Genomic DNA, 17,090 nt, shown 5'->3' on the forward strand with positions numbered 1-17,090 from the left:
ACGATCATGCTGGTCAGCCACGACGCCTTCCGGCGTGACATCCGGCGTCTGGAGAAGGCCGTGGCCGGCCGCTCCCTGGAGGATCCCACCGCACGCAAGCGGGTACTGACGGGCTGGGAGATCTTCAAGACCCAGCTCCTCATCCACCACGAGGGCGAGGACCGTGACCTGTGGCCCCGCATGGCCAAGGGCTTCGCCAACCGCCCCGAAGCGCTCTCCGTCCTCGCGGAGCTCGAGGACGAACACGAGCAGATCGACCCGCTGCTCGCCCGGGTGGAAGCCGCCTTCGCCGACCCGGAGCCCCAGTCGGACCGGCTCGCGGAAGCCGTCACCCTTCTCGGCGACTGCCTCGAAACCCACCTCGTCCACGAGGAGAAGGACGGCCTCCCCTACATCCAGGAAGCCCTCACCGAAAAGGACTGGAAGGCCTTCACCGCGGACCAGCGCGACAGCCTCGGCATGTCGGGTGCTGCGGAGTTCTTCCCCTGGATCCTCGACGAGGCGACGCAGGAGAACGTACGGCGCATGGATTCCTTCCTGCCGGCGCCGCTGCGCCTGGCCCTGAAGACCGTGTGGACACCGGCGTACCAGGCCAGGGGCTCCTGGACCGGCTGACCGGCTGACCGGCTGACCGAAAACCATCTGCTCCTCTTAGCTCGGCTTTAGTCCACTGTGCGACGTTTACCCAAGTCCTCGGTGGTCAAGGTCGAACGCGCGGGGCGGGTGTGCGGGACCGGCGGATTGCATAGCCGTCGGCCTCTCATACCCGCCCCGCCGTGCTGTTCCGGCCTTGACCGGGGACGGAAACGTCCAACAGCTCGGAGGGGTCATGGAGAACGGAATCTTTGCCGAAAACGGCTTCAAGCTCGGCCTGTTCGCGTCCAACGCATCGTCAGGCCTGGCCATCACCAAGATCCCCGAGCGCTGGTCGGGAAGCTGGTCCGACAACCTTCGCCTCGCGGTCCTCGCCGACCAGGTCGGCATCGACTTCCTGCTGCCGGTGGGCCGCTGGATCGGCTGGCCCGGCACCACCTTCCACGACAGCGTCCTGGAGACGATCACCTGGGCCGGCGGCATGCTGGCCGCCACCGAGCGCATATCGGTCTTCGCGACCGTGCACAGCGCCCTGCTGCCGCCCATCGTCGCGGCCAAGCAGCTGGCCACCCTCGACCACATCGGCAACGGCCGGGCCGGACTCAACATCGTGGCCGGCTGGTACCAGGCGGAGTACGAGGCATTCGGCCTCGACCTCCCCGGCAGCCCGGCTCAGCGCTACGCCCACGCCCAGGAGTGGTGGGACCTGGTCAGCAAGCTGTGGAGCAACCAGGGACCCTTCGACCACGACGGCGAGTTCTTCCCCGGTCTGCGCGGCCTGCAGGTGGGCCCGCGGCCGGTCAACGGCCGACTGCCGGTGATCAACGCGGCGGTGTCGGAGGCCGGGCGCGAGTTCGCGGCCCGCAATGCCGACTTCCTGCTGACGGCCACCTTCGACCCCGCGCGGGGCTCGGCCGTGGTCGACAGCGCGAAGCAGGCGGCAGCGCGCCACGGCGGGCGGCAGGTAGGCGTCTTCTCGAACGCGTTCGTCGTCTGCCGGCCCTCGCGGCGCGAGGCGGAGGAGTTCCTGCACTACTACGCGGACGAGAACGCGGACTGGGCCGGTGTGGACACGGTCATGAGCGGCCAGGGCATCAACGCCCAGTCCTTCAGCGAGGCCCAGATCGGGATGTTCCGTCCCCGCTTCGCCGCGGGCCACGGCGGACACCCGCTGGTGGGTACTCCCGACGAGGTGGCCGACACCATCATCTCGTTCGCCCGGGCCGGCGTCGGCGGGCTCGCGCTGTCCTTCGTCGACTACCTCGGCGAGCTCGAGTACTTCGCCTCCGAGGTCCTTCCCAGACTGGAGAAGGCCGGAATCCGGGGCCGCACGGCAGGGAGCTGAAGATCTCCGGTCAACGGACCCGGGCTCGCATGGCCGATGACAGGGGGTGTCTTGTGTTGTCAGTAGTCGTCATGGGCGCGAACGAACACGGGAGGGCCGCGCTGGAGAGGCGCATCGCGGCCATGGACGGGTTCGTCGTCCTGCCGAACGACCGGAAGCAGCTCGAGGACGCCGATGTGGTGATCGTGGCGGCGGACGGCACCGGGTTCCGGACGATCCGCAGGATCGCCTCCCAGCTGGTGGGCGTGCATCCGCCGCTGCTCCTGGTGGTGGACAAACCGTTCGAGGAACTGGTCTGTCTGCCGTGGCTGGGCGCCCGGGGAATCGTGCTGAGCTCGGCCCCGGACCGTGAGCTGGCCGACTCGGCCTGCCTGGTGGCGCAGCGGGGCACCGTCGTGTCGGAGGAGATATTCACCGGCGAGCGGCTGAGCAGTGGCCATCTGGCCCTCGAATGGGCGCTGAACCGCGATGCGCAGGCCACGCTGGAGGCCCTCTCCGCCCGCGAACTGGAAGTGCTCGGGCTCGTCGGAACGGGACGGAGCAACGCCGAGATCGCGGACCGGCTGTGGGTGAGCAGCAATACGATCCGCTCCCACGTCCAGAGACTCATGCGGAAGCTGGGGCTGCAGAGCCGGCTGTGCCTGGTGATCTTCGCTCACGAGCTCGGTCTGGTGAATGTCGACGACATCGTGATGAGCAGCGACGAGTCCGTTCCGGCGGGGCGCCCGGTCGACTGAACCGGGCGCCGGGACACGGCGGCGACACGACGGAGCGGGGGCCGGTTCTCAGAACCGGCCCCCGCTCCGTCGTGCCCGCTGGTCACACCTTGTACATGCGCTTCACCATCGCCTGGAGCACCGGGCGCGGCATCGTCCCGAGGAACCACGGCTGAGTACGGTTCATGGCGCCCGGGGTCACGAACGCCTTGCCCTTGGCGACGGCGCGCAGGGAGGGCGTCACGATCTGCTCGGGCTCCAGCCAGGCCAGCTTGGGCAGCCCGGAGGTGTCCAGGCCGGACGCTTCGTGGAACTCGGTGCGGACCAGGCCCGTCCGCACGGTGGTGACGTGCACCCCGCTGGCCCGGGCCTCCATGTGCAGGCTCTCGCTGAACGCTCCGAGGAAGGCCTTGGAGGCGCCGTAGACCGCTGACTTGGGCATGGGCAGGCCCGCGACGATGGACGAGACGTTCAGGATGCCGCCGTGCCGGCGTTCCTGCATCGCGCCGATCGCGGCGTGCGTGAGTACGACGGGGGCCAGGACGTTGACCCGGATCTGGTGCAGTTCGGGCTCGCGTGGGAGCTCGCTGAAGTACCCGGTGGAGCCGTACCCCGCGCAGTTGACCAGCAGGTCGACCGGGCGGTCGCGGTCGGCCAGGCGGTCGGCGGCAACCTGCAGCTCCTCCTCGTCGCCCAGGTCCAGGGCGAGGATCTCGACCCCGGTCCCGTACTGCTCGGTGAGTCGGTCGGCGAGCTGCTTGAGCCGGGATTCGCGGCGTGCGACGAGGATCAGGTCGGCGCCGGAGCGCGCGAGCTGCTCGGCGAACTCGGCGCCGATACCGCTCGATGCTCCGGTGACGAGGGCGCTCGTATAGGGAAAGGACATCAGTGATCTCCAGGGGTCACTTGGCCGGCTCCAGCAGCGCGCCGTCGAGTGGAAGTGCGGTGTCGCTCCGCGCGTAGGGCTGGCGGGGGACGAGGGGGCCGGCCATCGCCGTGGTGATGAGTGCCATCAGCACCATCATGGTGAACATCCGGTTGTCCAGGACGCCCATGCTGACGCCTGCGTTGAGGATGATCAGCTCGGTGAGGCCGCGGGTGTTCATGAGGACACCGATGAGCGAGGACTCCTGCCAGGACAGCCCGGAGACCCGGGCCGCGCCGAGCGCGCCGACGTACTTGCCGAAGCAGGCCACGGCGAGGATCGCGAGGAGCTCGACCACGCCGGTGCCACCGAGCTGGGTGACGTCGACCGAGAGGCCGGTGGTGATGAAGAAGATGGGCAGCAGGAGCTTGGTGACGTGCTCGGCCGGCACGGCCACCTGGGACTTGAGCATCTTCAGCCCGTCGCGGGGCATGATCAGGCCGAAGGAGAAGGCGCCGAAGATGGCGTCGAGGCCGATCGCGTGCGTGGTGTAGCCGCAGAGGAAGACACCGGCGGCGATCACCGGGAGCAGGCGCGGTGAGACGACGCCGTTACGGGTCATCCGGTCGATCAGCTTGCGCAGCAGCGGGCGCGCCACGGCGAAGAGCACCACCGCGTAGAGCACGGTGCCGGCGACGACGGTGACCACGTGGCCGGAGCCGGAGGACACCGCGATCACCGAGACGACGGCGAGCAGGCACCAGGCCATCGCGTCGTCCACCGCGGCACTCGCCAGGGCGAGGGTGCCCACCCGGGTGTGCTGGAGCCGGTGGTCCTGGATGATCCGGGCGAGTACCGGGAAGGCGGTGATGGCCATCGCCGTGCCCACGAACAGCATGAAGGCCGTCTCGTCGATGACCTTGCCGTTCACCACGTTGTGGTTCGACCAGAGCCAGGCCGCGAGAGCCATGCCGGTGACGCAGGGCAGGGCGATCGCCGACAGGGAGATGCCGACCACCGTGCGCTTGCGGGTGCGGATCATGCCGAGGTCGGTCTCCCAGCCGACCAGGAACATGAAGATCAGGATGCCGACCTGGGCGATGCTCGCCAGGCCGAAGCGGGTCTCCGGCGGGAAGAGGAGCTTGGGCAGGTCCCCTGGGAGCAGGCCCAGGAGGCTCGGTCCCAGCATGATGCCGGCGAGGATTTCGGCGATGACCGGCGGCTGACGCAGGCGCTTGAGCAGCGGGACGAGCACGGATCCCACGATCAGGACGACGGCGACGCCGGCCACGGTCTCCGAGAGGACCGTGGCCGTGCTCTGCGCCATGCTAGCCCCGGTCTTCGGGGCGGCCGCCGGGACGGCCGCCGGGGCCCCCGGGACCGGCCGGACCACCGGGGCCGCCGCCGAGGAGGCCCGGGCCGTTGGTGCCGCCGCGCCCGCCGGGGCCGGCACCGCGCAGGCCGACGACGTTGTGCTTGCGGGCCAGGGCCTGCATCTTCTCCCAGTCGGGCGGTCCACCGCCCTCGAGCAGCACACCGAGCTGCTCGAACCAGTCCTCGATACCGCCCGGCGTCGCGATGCACAGCATCTTGCTGGGCCGGTCCCAGGTGTTGACGAAGGCGTGCTCCATCCCGCGCGGACCGTAGACCAGACCGCCCTGGGGCACCTTGTGGACCGCGCCGTCGAGTTCGAACTCGTACTGGCCCTCGATGACGAAGAAGGTCTCGTCGACGGTCTCGTGGATGTGCAGCGGCGGACCGCCACCGGGCGGGGTGGTCACCTCGAAGAAGGAGAAGAGACCGCCCGTGTCTTCCCCGCGGAGCAGCCAACGCCCCACTTCACCCGCCCACTTGATGGGCTTCACATCGTCCAGGTGGACAACGCACGCCGGCGTCACAGTCATATCCAGTCCTTACGGTTTCGGGTGCGATGAGTATCGGAGCCACCGGTAAAGCGGCGCCTAAGCAGAGGCATGGGCCGCGGCTTTGCGGCGGACTAATAGGAACTTTTCCCGGCCCCAGCAGACTCCGACGAGCACCCGGACGAACCGGTCCGGTGCTCGACACGGTTCGTCGCCGGAGGGAGTGAGTGGCTTGTCGGAGGGAGAGCACCATGGCACCGCCGTGAAGGAGGTGCCGCGAGGACAGGACGGCATGGGGTCCGGGCTGCCGGCCGAAGGCATGCGCGACCGCACGGCGGAACTCGGCGTCATCAGGCAGCGGGTGCTGGAAGGGCAGAACGACGAGTCCGCCACCCGGCAGCACCCCCTGGGCAAGCTGACGGCCAGGGAGCGCATCGGCCGGCTGCTCGACCCGGGTTCGTTCACGGAGCTGGAGATGCTGCGCCGCCATCGCGCGACGGACTTCGGCATCGACAAGAAGCGGCCCTACACCGATGGAGTGATCACCGGGTGGGGAACCGTCGACGGCCGCAAGGTCTTCGTCTACGCCCATGACTTCGGGATCTTCGGCGGTTCCCTGGGCGAGGCCCACGCCGCCAAGATCCACAAGGTGATGGACCTGGCCGAGAGCTCGGGCGTCCCGCTGATCGGCCTGAATGACGGCGCGGGCGCGCGGATCCAGGAAGGCGTGATGGCCCTCGCGGGCTACGGCGGGATCTTCCGCCGCAACGTCCAGGCCTCCGGGGTGATTCCGCAGATCAGCGTGTTGCTCGGGCCCTGTGCCGGCGGCGCAGCCTACTCTCCGGCGCTCACCGACTTCGTGCTGATGGTGCGCGAGAAGGCGAGCATGTACGTCACGGGCCCTGACGTGATCAAGGCCGTGACGGGCGAGGAGATCGACTTCGAGGGGCTCGGCGGCGCCGACGTCCACGCGAAGTCGGGCCAGGCGACCCTCGTGCACGACGACGAGGACGACGCCTTCGAGACGGTGCGCTACCTGCTGTCGTTCCTGCCCCAGAACAACCGGGAGTTCCCGCCCGAGGAGCCCGTGGACGACCCGGTCGACCGGAGTTGCGACGCCCTGCTCGACATCGTCCCCGATTCCCCCAACCAGCCCTACGACGTACGCCAGGTGATCGAGGAGATCGTCGACTACGGCGAATTCCTGGAGCTCCAGCCGGCGTGGGCGGGCAACATCGTCATCGGCCTCGCCCGCATCGGAGGCCAGGTCGTCGGCCTGGTCGCCAACCAGCCCATGGTGCTGGCGGGCGTGCTCGACATCGAGGCCTCGCAGAAGGCCGCCAGGTTCATCCGCTTCTGCGACTCCTTCAACATTCCGCTGGTGACGCTGGTGGACGTCCCGGGCTTCCTGCCGGGCGTCGACCAGGAGCGCAACGGCATCATCCGCAACGGCGCCAAGCTGCTGTACGCCTACTGCGAGGCAACGGTGCCCCGCATCCAGGTGCTCATGCGCAAGGCGTACGGCGGCGCGTACATCGTGATGGACTCCCGCTCCATCGGCGCCGACCTCTCCTTCGCGTGGCCCAGCAACGAGGTCGCCGTGATGGGGGCCGAGGCCGCCACCAATGTGATCCACCGCCGCACCATCGCGGCCGCGGAGGATCCGCAGGAGACCAGGCGGACGCTGATCGACGAGTACCAGCGCACCCTGATGCACCCGTACTACGGAGCCGAGCGCGGCCTCGTGGACGACGTGATCGACCCACGCGACACCCGGGCGGTGATCCACGCGGGCCTGGAGATGCTCCGGTCCAAGCGCGTTTCCCTCCCTCAGCGCAAGCACGGCAATTCGCCACTGTGACCGACCAACACAAGAGGAGCCACGTTTCATGAACCAGGAGACCGTAAGCAGCACGCGGCGCACGTTCCGCAAGGTCGCCGTCGGCGAAGTGCCCGTCAACAAGCACCGCGGCGGCGAGATCCGCACGCTGCTCAGCCCCGCGAACGTGGGGGCCACCAGCGGCTTCATGGGCCTCGCCAAGCTCGAGCCCGGCGAGTTCATCAGCGAGCACTACCACCCGTACTCGGAGGAGTTCGTGTTCCTGCTCTCCGGCAGCATCACGCTGCGGCTGGACGGCGAGGAGCTGGAGCTGGGCCCCCGTGAGGGGATCCTGATCCCGATCAACGTCCGGCACCGCCTGGACAACAACGGCGACGAGCCGGCGGAGCTGCTGTTCCAGCTCGGCCCGCTGGCCCCCCGCCCCGACCTGGGCCACGTGGACACGGAAGACCTGCCCTTCCCGGAGCTGGCGCCCGCCGGAGAGCCCCGATGACGGACTGGGGAGCCGTCGTCACCGGAGTGGGCGTCGTCGCACCGGGCGGGCTGGGCCGGGAGGCCTACTGGGACCTGCTGGTCGCCGGCCGGACCGCGACCCGCGGCATCACTCTGTTCGACCCCACCGGCTTCCAGTCCCGGATCGCGGCCGAGGTCGATTTCGACGCCTCCGCCGCCGGCCTGAGCGGGGACGAGATTGCCCGCATGGACCGCAGCGCCCAGTTCGCCGTGGTCGCCGCCCGTGAGGCCCTGGCCCATGCGGGGCTCGAGCCGGGTCAGGTGAACCCGGAGCGGGTCGGCGTCAGCATCGGCAGCGCGGTCGGCTGCACCACGCGGCTCGAGGACGAGTACGTGGTGGTCAGCGATTCGGGCAAGAAGTGGGAGGTCACACCGGAGCTCGCCACCGAGCACCTCTACCGCGCGCTCATCCCGAGCACCCTCGCGGTGGAGGTGGCGTGGGCCTCCGGCGCGGAGGGGCCGTCGACGGTGATCTCCACCGGCTGCACCTCGGGCCTCGACGCGGTCGCCCACGGCGTTCAGCTCATCTCCGAGGGCGCGGCCGACGTGGTGATCGCCGGGGCGACCGACGCCCCGATCTCACCGATCACCGTGGCCTGCTTCGACGCCATCGGCGCCACCTCGCGCAACAACGGCGACGCCGCGCACTCCTCCCGCCCGTTCGACCGGGACCGGGACGGATTCGTGCTCGGCGAGGGCTCCGCCGTACTGGTCCTGGAGAGCCGGGAACACGCCGCCCGCAGGGGTGCGCGTACGTACGCCGACATCGTGGGCTTCGCACAGCGCAGCAACGCCTTCCACATGACGGGGCTCAAGCCGGACGGGCTCGACATGGCCGAGGCGATCAGGATCGCCATGGGCCGTGCGGGCATCACTCCGGACCAGATCAGCTACGTCAACGCCCACGGTTCCGGGACCGCGCAGAACGACCGTCACGAGACGGCCGCGCTGAAGAGGTCCCTGGGCAAGGCGGCGTACGGGGTGCCAGTCAGCTCCATCAAGTCGATGATCGGGCACTCGCTCGGCGCCATCGGCGCGCTGGAGGTCGCCGCCTGCGTGCTGGCGATAGAGAACGGCGTGGTTCCCCCCACGGCCAATCTGCACAACCAGGACCCGGCACTGGATCTCGACTACGTGCCGCTGTCCTCGCGCAAGAACGTCAACGACGTCGTGCTCAGCGTGGGCAGCGGGTTCGGCGGCTTCCAGTCGGCGATGCTCCTGGCCCGGCCCGGCCTCGGAAGCAGGAGGTGAACCAGATGACCGACAACCGTCGCACCGTGTTCACCGGTGTGTCCGCGATGGCTCCCAACGGTTCCACGACGAAGGAGTTCTGGGAGGCGACCGTCAACGGTGTCAGCGGCATCCAGCCGGTGACGTCGTTCGATGCCTCCGGGTACCCGGTGCACGTGGCCGGTGAGATCAGCGATTTCACCGGAAGCGAGCTGGTCGAGGGGCGCCTGATGGTGCAGACCGACCGGTGGACCCAGCTGGGTCTGGTCGCCGCCGGCCGGGCGCTGGAGGACGCCGGGGTCAACCCTGCCGAGCTCGACGAGTACGACATGTCCGTGATCACGGCGACCTCGTCGGGAGGCAACGAGTTCGGCCAGCGGGAGATCCAGAAGCTGTGGAGCAAGGGCTCGCGGTTCGTGGGCCCCTACCAGTCCATCGCCTGGTTCTACGCCGCGACCACCGGTCAGATCTCCATCAAGCACGGGATGAAGGGCGCCTGCGGGGTCATCGTGGGCGAACAGGCCGGCGGCCTCGACGCACTGGGCCAGGCGCGCAGGGCACTGCGCGACGACGCCTCGATGGTGGTCAGCGGCGGCACCGACGCACCGCTCGGACCGTACGCCCTGGCCTGCCACACCTCCGCCCACCTGATGACGGGGCGCCGCGATCCGGTGCGCGCCTACCAGCCGTTCGACGCCGCCGCCGACGGCTACGTGGCCGGCGAGGGCGGGGCGATCTTCATCGTCGAGCGCGAGGACACCTGGCGCTCCCGCGACGCCGAGCCGGGCTACGGAGTGCTCGCCGGCTACTCGGCGACCTTCGACCCGCGTCCGGGATCCGGGCGTGAGCCCGGGCTGCGCCGGGCGATCACGCAGGCACTCGCCGACGCACGCGTCGACCCTTCGGAGATCGACGTGGTCTTCGCGGACGGACTCGGCGTACCCGAGGCCGACCGCGCCGAGGCCGACGCCATCTCCGCCGTGTTCGGCGCGCACGGGGTACCGGTGACGGTGCCCAAGTGCCTCGTGGGCCGGCTGCACGCCGGTGGCGCGCCGCTCGACGTGGCCATGGCCCTGCTCTCCATCCGCGACTCCGTCATTCCCGGTACCCCGAGCCTCACCGAACTCGCCCCCGGCATCGCCCTGGACGTCGTACGCGAGACGCGCGAGACCCCCGTGCGCACCGCTCTGGTGCTGGCCCGGGGATTCGAGGGCTTCAACGCGGCCGTCGTCGTCAGAGCTGTGTAGGCAACCAAACCGAAGGAAGGCACCACCGTGACCGTCACGTCCATCACTCTTGACGAGTACACCGAACTGATCAACCGCGCCTCGGGCGCCGGAATCACCGCGGACCAGCTCCTCGACCCCGAGGTGACCTTCGGCTCGCTGGCCGTCGACTCGCTCGGCGTCCTCGGCGTCGTGGCAGAACTGGAGCTGAAGCTCGGCCTGGAGCCGGACAGCAGCTCCGACGGCGCCAAGAGCCCGGCCGAGCTGCTCTTCTCCACCTACCGGCGGCTCGTCGACGCCGGCGGCATCCAGGTCGGCCGCACCGAGCAGGCCATCGTCATCGCCGCCCCGTACGACGAGGTCTGGCAGCAGACGAACGACGTCGCGGCCTGGCCCGACCTGTTCAGCGAGTACGCGGCGGCCGAGATCCTGGAGACCGCCGGCGACTCGGTGACCTTCCGGCTCAGCATGCACCCCGACGAGAACGGGACCGTGTGGAGCTGGGTCTCCGAGCGGACCCAGGACCGGGAGAACGGCACGGTGCGTGCGCGCCGCGTCGAGACCGGCCCGTTCGAGTTCATGAACATCGTCTGGACCTACCAGGAGGTCGAAGGCGGCGTCGAGCTGCGCTGGCAGCAGGAGTTCGCGATGAAGCCCGGCGCGCCGGTGGACACCGCGACGATGACGGCGCGCATCAGCGCCAACTCCACCCTGCAGCTCGCCCTCATCCGGGGCCGGGTCCAGGAGCGCGCAGGCGTGGTGGCCGTCTGACACGTGGCGAAGCGGCCTCCCCTTCCATAGGGGGGAGGCCGCTTCGGCGTGCGGGGGCGGGCTGCCACCGGCGGGGGAATCGCGGCGGCAGCCCAAGGCCACGGTAGCGCAAAAAAGATAGCCTGCATACGAATCGTATTGCCGGTATCCGGTCGGGGATTCCTGGTGCGGGGGCCATTTGCCTCGCCCTCATAAGCGCTTTATCCCCTGCGGCCAGGATGAGGCGAAGGCGGTCGTCAACCGGCCGGCAGCACGGAAGGAGTGCTCATGCAGTACACGCTCATCGTCGCGCGCATGGACCCGGAGGACCGCGAGAGCGTCTCCGGCATCTGGGCCGAATCGGACGCCACCGAGCTGCCCCACCTCGTGGGGGTCAAGCACCGGCGGCTCTTCGAGTACCAGGGCCTGTACTTCCAGTTGATCGCCACCGAGGAGCCCATCGGCAACCGCGTCGAGGAGGTGCGCGACCACCCGCTCTTCCAGGACGTCAACGAGAAGCTGAAGCCGCACATCAACGCCTACGACCCGGTGACCTGGCGCGGCCCGAGCGACGCGATGGCAAAGGAGTTCTACACGTGGAACGCCTGACGGACGCCGAGGCCCCCGAACTGGTGCGGGTGGTGCGCGGCACCCCCAACCCCCAGGAGATGGCCGCTCTGATGGCGGTGCTGGTGACCACGTTCGGCGCCGCCGGCGCCGACGACGGCCGCACCGCCCGCCCGGCCGCCCGGCCGACCTGGTCCCCGTTCACCGCGCACGGCCGCGGCGGCTGGGGGCAGCTGTGATCCGCACCGTCCTGGACATGCAGGTCCGCGAGGGCTGCGCCGCGGCCTTCGAACGCACCTGGCGGGATGCGGCCGCCGTGGCGAGCCGCTACCCGGGAGCGGTCAGCCAGACGATGCTGCGCTCCCCCAAGTCTCCGCTCCACTACACCATCACCGCCGACTGGCAGACCCACGAGGACCTCGCGGGCTACCAGGGCAGCCAGGACCGGCAGGCGCTCTCCGCCACGCTGGACCAGCTCCGCGAGTCGGCCACCAAGACGCTCCTGGAGGTCGTGGCCCACGTCGGCGCCGCCGCCGGGACACAGGAAGGAACGGTACGGACATGAGCATTCGCGTTGTCATGACGGCGACCATCAAGCCCGAGGACTTCGACGCCTTCGAGAAGGCCTACGTCGAGGTCACCAGCAAGGTCCGCGGGACCCCCGGCCACGTGCGCGACGCACTCATCCGCGACAGCTCGGACAGCACCAAGTACGCCCTGCTCGCCGAGTGGGAGTCCGAGGAGCTGTTCCGCGCCTGGGCGGACAACCCCGACCACATACGCCAGTCGGCCGCCATGTTCCCGTACTGGGCGGACACCTTCCAGCGCACCATCTACGACGTGCGCGCGACGCTGGAGTCCTACGAGGTCGCCGCCTCCGCCGCTCCCGCGGCCGGATAGGGGCCCGGGATGCCCGTCCAGAAGGCTGTGGTGATCGGCGCCGGGATCGGCGGGCTGACGACGGCCATCGGCCTGCGCCAGGCCGGAATCGACGTCAAGGTGTACGAGCGCAGGACCGAACCGAGCCGCCTGATGACCGGCGGCGGGTTCATGCTGTGGCACAACGCCTTTGTCGCCCTGCAGAAGCTCTCGCTCGACGAGCGTGTCAGCAAGGTCAGTTCGGAGATCCTCTTTCACGAGTTCCAGTCCGACCGCGGGCGTACCCTCGCCCGCTGGGCGATAGCGCCCGAGTCCGAGCGGATCGGTGCGCCGGCCGTGGCGCTGCGCCGCTCCGACCTCAACGCGCTCCTGCTGGACGAGGCGGGCGACGCGGTGGTGCTGGGCGCCCAGTGCGTCGGGTTCGAGCAGGACGCCGACGGCGTGACGGTGAAGTTCGCCGACGGCTCCGAGGAGCGCGCCGACGTACTGATCGGTGCCGACGGCATGCGGTCCGCCGTCCGCAGCACCCTGCGGCACGGGCACGACCTGCCGCCGCGCTACGCCGGGTACACCGCATGGCAGGCGATCGCCGAACTTCCCGGCGAGGACGTGGTGCCCAGCGGCACGTTCTTCAACCTGTGGGGGCGCGGCGGACTGCGCTTCCTGTACTGCCGGCTCAACGACCAAGAGGTCTACTGGGACGCCATCACCTCCGACGGGGCGAGCGTGCGCTTCGACATGCTCCGCAAGGACAAGCGCGAGGTGATGTGCGAGACGTACGCGTCGTGGCCCGAGCCCATCCCGCAGATCCTGGCGGCGACCCGCAACGAGGCGATCCTGCCCATCGACATCGCGGACCGTCCGCCGACGCGCGACGCGGCATGGGGCCACGGGCGGGTCGTGCTGATCGGTGACGCGGCGCACGCCATGACGCTGAACCTCAGCCAGGGCGCCGGGCAGGCCATCGAGGACGGCGTCGTGCTCTCCGGGCTGCTGGCGCGCGAGCCGGACATCGCCACCGCGATCACCCGCTACGAGGAGCTCCGCCGGGAGCGGGTCGACGCGATGGTGCGCGGTGCCTACCGCATCGGCGAGCTCGGCAAGTGGCGTGGCTCGCTCATCTGCGGCGCCCGCGATCTGTTCATGCGGACCTTCTTCGGGTACTTCGCGAAGAAGGGCACGTACCGGCTGATGATGAACTTCGATTACTGAGGCCCAAGGAGCCGTAGCCATGATTGTCGAAGTTCTGGCGGGCCTGCTGGTGCTGCTCAGCGGAGCCCTCGCGGGGGTGCTGGTCGCTGTCGAGATCGCGGTGGTGCCCATGCTGGCGGACCTGCCGGGCAGCCGGTACCTGCAGGTCCACAAGCTGCTCGACCCGCGGTTCGACCCGCTCATGCCCACCGTCGACAAGATTGCGCTGGGCATCGGTCTGGTACTGATCTTCCTCGCTCCCGGCGCGGACGCGAAGGTGGCGTTCGCCGTCGCGGAGGCGGGGCTGATCGGTGTCGCACTCGTCTCGGAGCTCTCCAACGTGCGGATCAACCGGTCCATCGACACGTGGGAGGCCGACCGGCTGCCACAGGCGTGGAACGAGACCCGCGCCCGCTGGGCACGCTCGAACCGCAACCGCACACTGATCTCCCTGGCGGGCTTCGCCGCGGCGATCGTCGGAATGAACCTCGTCTGAGACGTCCACACGTCTGAGGCAATCGCTACAGGAGTGGATCGCATGGAGAGGGTGCTGATCGCCAATCGCGGCGAGATCGCGGTCCGCGTCGTACGGGCCTGCCGCGACGCGGGGCTGCGCAGCATTGCCGTGTACGCGGACCAGGACCGCGAGGCCCTGCACGCCAGACTGGCCGACGAGGCGTACGCGCTGGGCGGCAGCACGGCGGCGCAGTCCTATCTGAACGCGGAGAAGCTCCTGGCGATCGCCGCCGATTCCGGGGCGGACGCCATCCACCCCGGGTACGGCTTCCTCTCGGAGGACGCCGGCTTCGCGCAGGCCGTCCTGGACGCGGGACTCACCTGGATCGGCCCGCCCCCCGCGGCGATCGAGCAGCTCGGCGACAAGGTCGCCGCGCGCGAGATCGCCCGCCGGGTGGGCGCTCCGCTCGCACCGGGCACCGACCGTCCGGTCTCCGGACCGGACGAGGTGCTGGAGTTCGCCGCGTCGCACGGGCTGCCGCTCGCGATCAAGGCGGCGAACGGGGGCGGCGGCCGCGGGCTGAAGGTGGCGCGCACCCTGGAGGAGATCCCCGAGCTCCTCGAGTCGGCCGCCCGCGAGGCGGCGAGCGCCTTCGGGCGCAGCGACTGCTTCGTCGAGAAGTACCTGGACCGCGCGCGCCACGTCGAGACGCAGTGCCTCGCCGACACCCACGGCAACGTGGTGGTCGTCTCCACCCGGGACTGCACCGTTCAGCGGCGCCACCAGAAGCTGGTCGAGGAGGCGCCGGCCCCCTTCCTGACGCCCGGCCAGGAGGAGACCCTGGTGCTGGCGTCCCGGGCGATCCTCGCGGAAGCGGGCTACGTGGGCGCCGGAACCTGCGAGTTCCTGCTCGGGGAGGACGGCACGATCTCCTTCCTGGAGGTGAACACCCGCCTCCAGGTCGAACATCCGGTCAGCGAGGAGGTCACCGGGATCGATCTGGTCCAGGAGCAGTTCCGTATCGCGGCCGGTGAGGCGCTGACCTGCACGGATCCCGTGGCGGTACGCGGGCACTCGATCGAGTTCCGGGTCAACGGAGAGGACGCCGGCCGCGGCTTCCTGCCCACACCGGGCACGGTGACACGGTGGCGGATCCCGACCGGTCCCGGTGTCCGGGTCGACACCGGAATCGAGGAGGGCGTGGTCGTCGACGGAGCTTTCGACTCGATGCTCGCCAAGCTGATCGTCACCGGTGCCGACCGCAAGCAGGCGCTCGAGCGGGCGCGGCGCGCACTGGCCGAGTTCGAGGTCGAGGGCATTCCCACGACGCTCCAGCTGTGCCGGGTGCTGCTCGACGCCCCGGAGTTCACCGCGGCGGCCCCCGGCCCGGGGTTCGCCGTGCACACCCGGTGGCTGGAGTCCGACGCGGACCTGCACCTGGAGCCGTGGGACGCGGGGCCGGACCAGGAGGCCGCCGAGGTCCCCGAGCGCCGCGCGTTCACCCTAGAAGTGGGCGGGCAGCGGATCGAGGTCGCCCTCCCGGGGTCGCTGGCGGCCCCCAGGGGTTTCGCCGGCGGCCCGGCACCGGCGGCCCGGCGCAGGTCGCGCGCCACCTCGGCCTCGATGACGGCGAAGAGCGACGGCACCGTCCTGACCAGTCCGATGGTCGGCACGGTCGTGAAGGTCGCCGCCGTCGAAGGGCGGGAAGTCGCCGAGGGCGATGTGCTGTTCGTGGTCGAGGCGATGAAGATGGAACAGCCGATCAAGGCACACCGCACCGGTGTGGTGCGAGGGGTCGCAGTGGAGGCGGGGGCAGGCGTGTCCCGGGGCGCCCCGCTGTGCGAGGTGCACACGGCGTAGCGGACGCCCCGGTACCTGCCGCCCTTCAGGCGGGAACGACGCGGAAGATCGGGATCCCGGGGGCTGCCCGCTCGAAGCTCGACGGAGTCTTGTCGGCGACCACGCCGTTCTTCACGAAGATCCCCACACCCATCGGGACCTGCTTCGGGAACTCGCGCGCAATGGCCGCCCGCTCCTGCGAAGGCACCTCGATCAGCTTGACGGACTGGGCCTTCCGGCCGCGGACGAGCGTTCCCGCGCCGGCGGAACGGACGTTCTTCACCCAGTCGGACTGGGGGAACGCCTGGAGGATGTACATGGTCCCGTCGATCTTCACCGGGGCCACCGGGTTGGTGAACTCGCGTCCGGAAACCCGGCCCTTGACACGCAGGAGGTGCATGGGACCGACCGGCAGGCCGATGGAGTGGAACAGCTCCATCATCTTGTTTCCGAACTTGAGGAACGGGGTTACCGGGGGGCGGGCGGAAGTGGTCATGGTCTCGCTCTTCTCTCTTGCCTTGGGAAATGAGGTCAGGCCGCGTTGCCCGCGGGGCGGGGATGCCAGGTGAGTCTCGGACCACCTGGGCGCACGAGGCCCGTTCGGTAAGCCGTGGTGATCACGTCCATGCGGTTGCGCAGCTCCAGCTTGCCCATGAGGCTGTGCACATGGCTCTTGACGGTGGCCCCGCTCAGCTCCAGGGCCTCGGCGATCTGTGCGTTGCTCCAGCCGTAGAGCACCAGGTGGACGACTTCGGTCTCACGCGCGGTCAGCTGGTCGAACCGCTTCCAGACATCGTCCGGCTGTTGGGCCGAGGCCGGGGTGGGCTCGCTGCGCACAGGAGGCGCCGTGGTCACCTGGTACCCGGACCTGACCAGGCGTATCGCCGGAATCAGCGTCTCCATCTCGGTCCGGCTGACCGCGATGCCCGGGACGTGCATCCGGGACGTCTTCCCGCCGGCGCGCTTCCCGGGCGGGGTGACGACGAGGACGCGCGGCTGCGGGGTGCTGTTCGCGAGTGCGCGAACGCTCGGAAGAGGGTCACTGTCGTCGAGGACGACCGCGACGGCCGGACGTCGCTCATTGACGACCGTCTGGATCCTGCCCGAGTGGGAGAGGTTCCCCACCACGGAGAAGCCGTCTTCCTCGTCGAGCGTGGAGGCGATGCCGATGCGGAAGAAGAAGCTTCCCCCGATCACGAGGATCGACGTGGACTGC

Annotated in this window: 20 protein-coding genes; 15 read left to right on the forward strand and 5 right to left on the reverse strand. The window is 69.8% G+C overall.

All coding sequences use genetic code 11. The features are described from left to right. The 3 genes from NLX94_RS37630 to NLX94_RS37640 all read left to right on the forward strand — a co-directional run. Positions 1 to 615: hemerythrin domain-containing protein (locus NLX94_RS37630; protein WP_254387797.1), on the forward strand; the 615-nt coding region annotated here is incomplete at its 5' end. Positions 616 to 829: 214 nt separating this feature from the next. After that, complete coding sequence (locus NLX94_RS37635; protein ID WP_254387798.1) at positions 830 to 1,939, forward strand: LLM class flavin-dependent oxidoreductase; 1,110 nt, start codon at positions 830 to 832, stop codon at positions 1,937 to 1,939. Positions 1,940 to 2,010: 71 nt separating this feature from the next. After that, positions 2,011 to 2,676 carry a response regulator transcription factor gene (locus NLX94_RS37640; RefSeq protein WP_254387799.1) on the forward strand — a complete coding sequence of 222 codons (666 nt, stop codon included), beginning with the start codon at positions 2,011 to 2,013 and terminating at the stop codon, positions 2,674 to 2,676. 82 nt (positions 2,677 to 2,758) lie between these two features. Here NLX94_RS37640 and NLX94_RS37645 read toward each other — a convergent pair whose 3' ends face one another. Genes NLX94_RS37645 through NLX94_RS37655 form a run of 3 tightly spaced genes read right to left on the reverse strand, consistent with a single transcriptional unit; the run spans position 2,759 to position 5,424 of the window. Then, entirely contained in the window at positions 2,759 to 3,541 is a 783-nt protein-coding gene (locus NLX94_RS37645; RefSeq protein WP_254387800.1) for an SDR family oxidoreductase, read from the reverse strand. Between the two features lie 16 nt (positions 3,542 to 3,557). Then, positions 3,558 to 4,847: a cation:proton antiporter gene (locus tag NLX94_RS37650; protein WP_254387801.1), complete on the reverse strand. Its 1,290-nt coding sequence runs from the start codon at positions 4,845 to 4,847 to the stop codon at positions 3,558 to 3,560. A gap of 1 nt (position 4,848) precedes the next feature. Beyond that, the gene (locus NLX94_RS37655) at positions 4,849 to 5,424 is read right to left on the reverse strand and encodes a cupin domain-containing protein (protein WP_254387802.1); all 576 of its coding nucleotides are present in this window, start codon (positions 5,422 to 5,424) and stop codon (positions 4,849 to 4,851) included. Positions 5,425 to 5,674: 250 nt separating this feature from the next. Here NLX94_RS37655 and NLX94_RS37660 point away from each other — a divergent pair, with 250 nt between their 5' ends. The 12 genes from NLX94_RS37660 to NLX94_RS37715 all read left to right on the forward strand — a co-directional run bounded on the left by NLX94_RS37660 (position 5,675) and on the right by NLX94_RS37715 (position 15,895). Then, a complete protein-coding gene (locus NLX94_RS37660) occupies positions 5,675 to 7,243 on the forward strand; it encodes an acyl-CoA carboxylase subunit beta (RefSeq protein ID WP_374684072.1) in 1,569 nt (522 codons plus the stop codon). A gap of 28 nt (positions 7,244 to 7,271) precedes the next feature. After that, entirely contained in the window at positions 7,272 to 7,715 is a 444-nt protein-coding gene (locus NLX94_RS37665) for a cupin domain-containing protein (RefSeq protein WP_254387803.1), read from the forward strand. Further along, the gene (locus tag NLX94_RS37670) at positions 7,712 to 8,986 is read left to right on the forward strand and encodes a beta-ketoacyl synthase (RefSeq protein WP_254387804.1); all 1,275 of its coding nucleotides are present in this window, start codon (positions 7,712 to 7,714) and stop codon (positions 8,984 to 8,986) included. Before NLX94_RS37665 ends, NLX94_RS37670 begins: the two co-directional genes overlap by 4 nt. A gap of 5 nt (positions 8,987 to 8,991) precedes the next feature. Beyond that, complete coding sequence (locus tag NLX94_RS37675; RefSeq protein ID WP_254387805.1) at positions 8,992 to 10,212, forward strand: ketosynthase chain-length factor; 1,221 nt, start codon at positions 8,992 to 8,994, stop codon at positions 10,210 to 10,212. A gap of 285 nt (positions 10,213 to 10,497) precedes the next feature. Then, positions 10,498 to 10,962, forward strand: a complete 465-nt coding sequence (locus tag NLX94_RS37680) for an SRPBCC family protein (protein ID WP_254387830.1) — start codon at positions 10,498 to 10,500, stop codon at positions 10,960 to 10,962. A gap of 267 nt (positions 10,963 to 11,229) precedes the next feature. Continuing rightward, a complete protein-coding gene (locus tag NLX94_RS37685; protein WP_254387806.1) occupies positions 11,230 to 11,550 on the forward strand; it encodes a TcmI family type II polyketide cyclase in 321 nt (106 codons plus the stop codon). Next, positions 11,538 to 11,747 carry an acyl-CoA carboxylase subunit epsilon gene (locus NLX94_RS37690; protein ID WP_254387807.1) on the forward strand — a complete coding sequence of 70 codons (210 nt, stop codon included), beginning with the start codon at positions 11,538 to 11,540 and terminating at the stop codon, positions 11,745 to 11,747. Before NLX94_RS37685 ends, NLX94_RS37690 begins: the two co-directional genes overlap by 13 nt. Continuing rightward, positions 11,744 to 12,073, forward strand: a complete 330-nt coding sequence (locus tag NLX94_RS37695) for an antibiotic biosynthesis monooxygenase family protein (protein ID WP_254387808.1) — start codon at positions 11,744 to 11,746, stop codon at positions 12,071 to 12,073. Before NLX94_RS37690 ends, NLX94_RS37695 begins: the two co-directional genes overlap by 4 nt. Continuing rightward, on the forward strand, positions 12,070 to 12,408 hold the full coding sequence (locus NLX94_RS37700) for an antibiotic biosynthesis monooxygenase (RefSeq protein WP_254387809.1): 339 nt from the start codon (positions 12,070 to 12,072) through the stop codon (positions 12,406 to 12,408). The genes NLX94_RS37695 and NLX94_RS37700 overlap by 4 nt, the downstream gene beginning before the upstream one ends. 9 nt (positions 12,409 to 12,417) lie before the next feature. Continuing rightward, positions 12,418 to 13,599, forward strand: a complete 1,182-nt coding sequence (locus NLX94_RS37705) for an FAD-dependent oxidoreductase (protein ID WP_254387810.1) — start codon at positions 12,418 to 12,420, stop codon at positions 13,597 to 13,599. Positions 13,600 to 13,618: 19 nt separating this feature from the next. Next, on the forward strand, positions 13,619 to 14,074 hold the full coding sequence (locus NLX94_RS37710; RefSeq protein ID WP_254387811.1) for a DUF1772 domain-containing protein: 456 nt from the start codon (positions 13,619 to 13,621) through the stop codon (positions 14,072 to 14,074). Positions 14,075 to 14,116: 42 nt separating this feature from the next. Beyond that, complete coding sequence (locus NLX94_RS37715) at positions 14,117 to 15,895, forward strand: biotin carboxylase N-terminal domain-containing protein (RefSeq protein WP_254387812.1); 1,779 nt, start codon at positions 14,117 to 14,119, stop codon at positions 15,893 to 15,895. A gap of 25 nt (positions 15,896 to 15,920) precedes the next feature. Here the strand turns inward: NLX94_RS37715 and NLX94_RS37720 are convergent, their stop codons facing one another. Continuing rightward, the gene (locus tag NLX94_RS37720; protein ID WP_254387813.1) at positions 15,921 to 16,370 is read right to left on the reverse strand and encodes a nitroreductase/quinone reductase family protein; all 450 of its coding nucleotides are present in this window, start codon (positions 16,368 to 16,370) and stop codon (positions 15,921 to 15,923) included. 35 nt (positions 16,371 to 16,405) lie between these two features. Continuing rightward, positions 16,406 to 17,071, reverse strand: a complete 666-nt coding sequence (locus tag NLX94_RS39530) for a response regulator transcription factor (RefSeq protein ID WP_254387814.1) — start codon at positions 17,069 to 17,071, stop codon at positions 16,406 to 16,408. Positions 17,072 to 17,090 lie beyond the last annotated feature (19 nt).

The sequence above is a fragment of the Streptomyces sp. TBY4 genome (assembly GCF_024213195.1).
GTDB lineage: Bacteria > Actinomycetota > Actinomycetes > Streptomycetales > Streptomycetaceae > Streptomyces.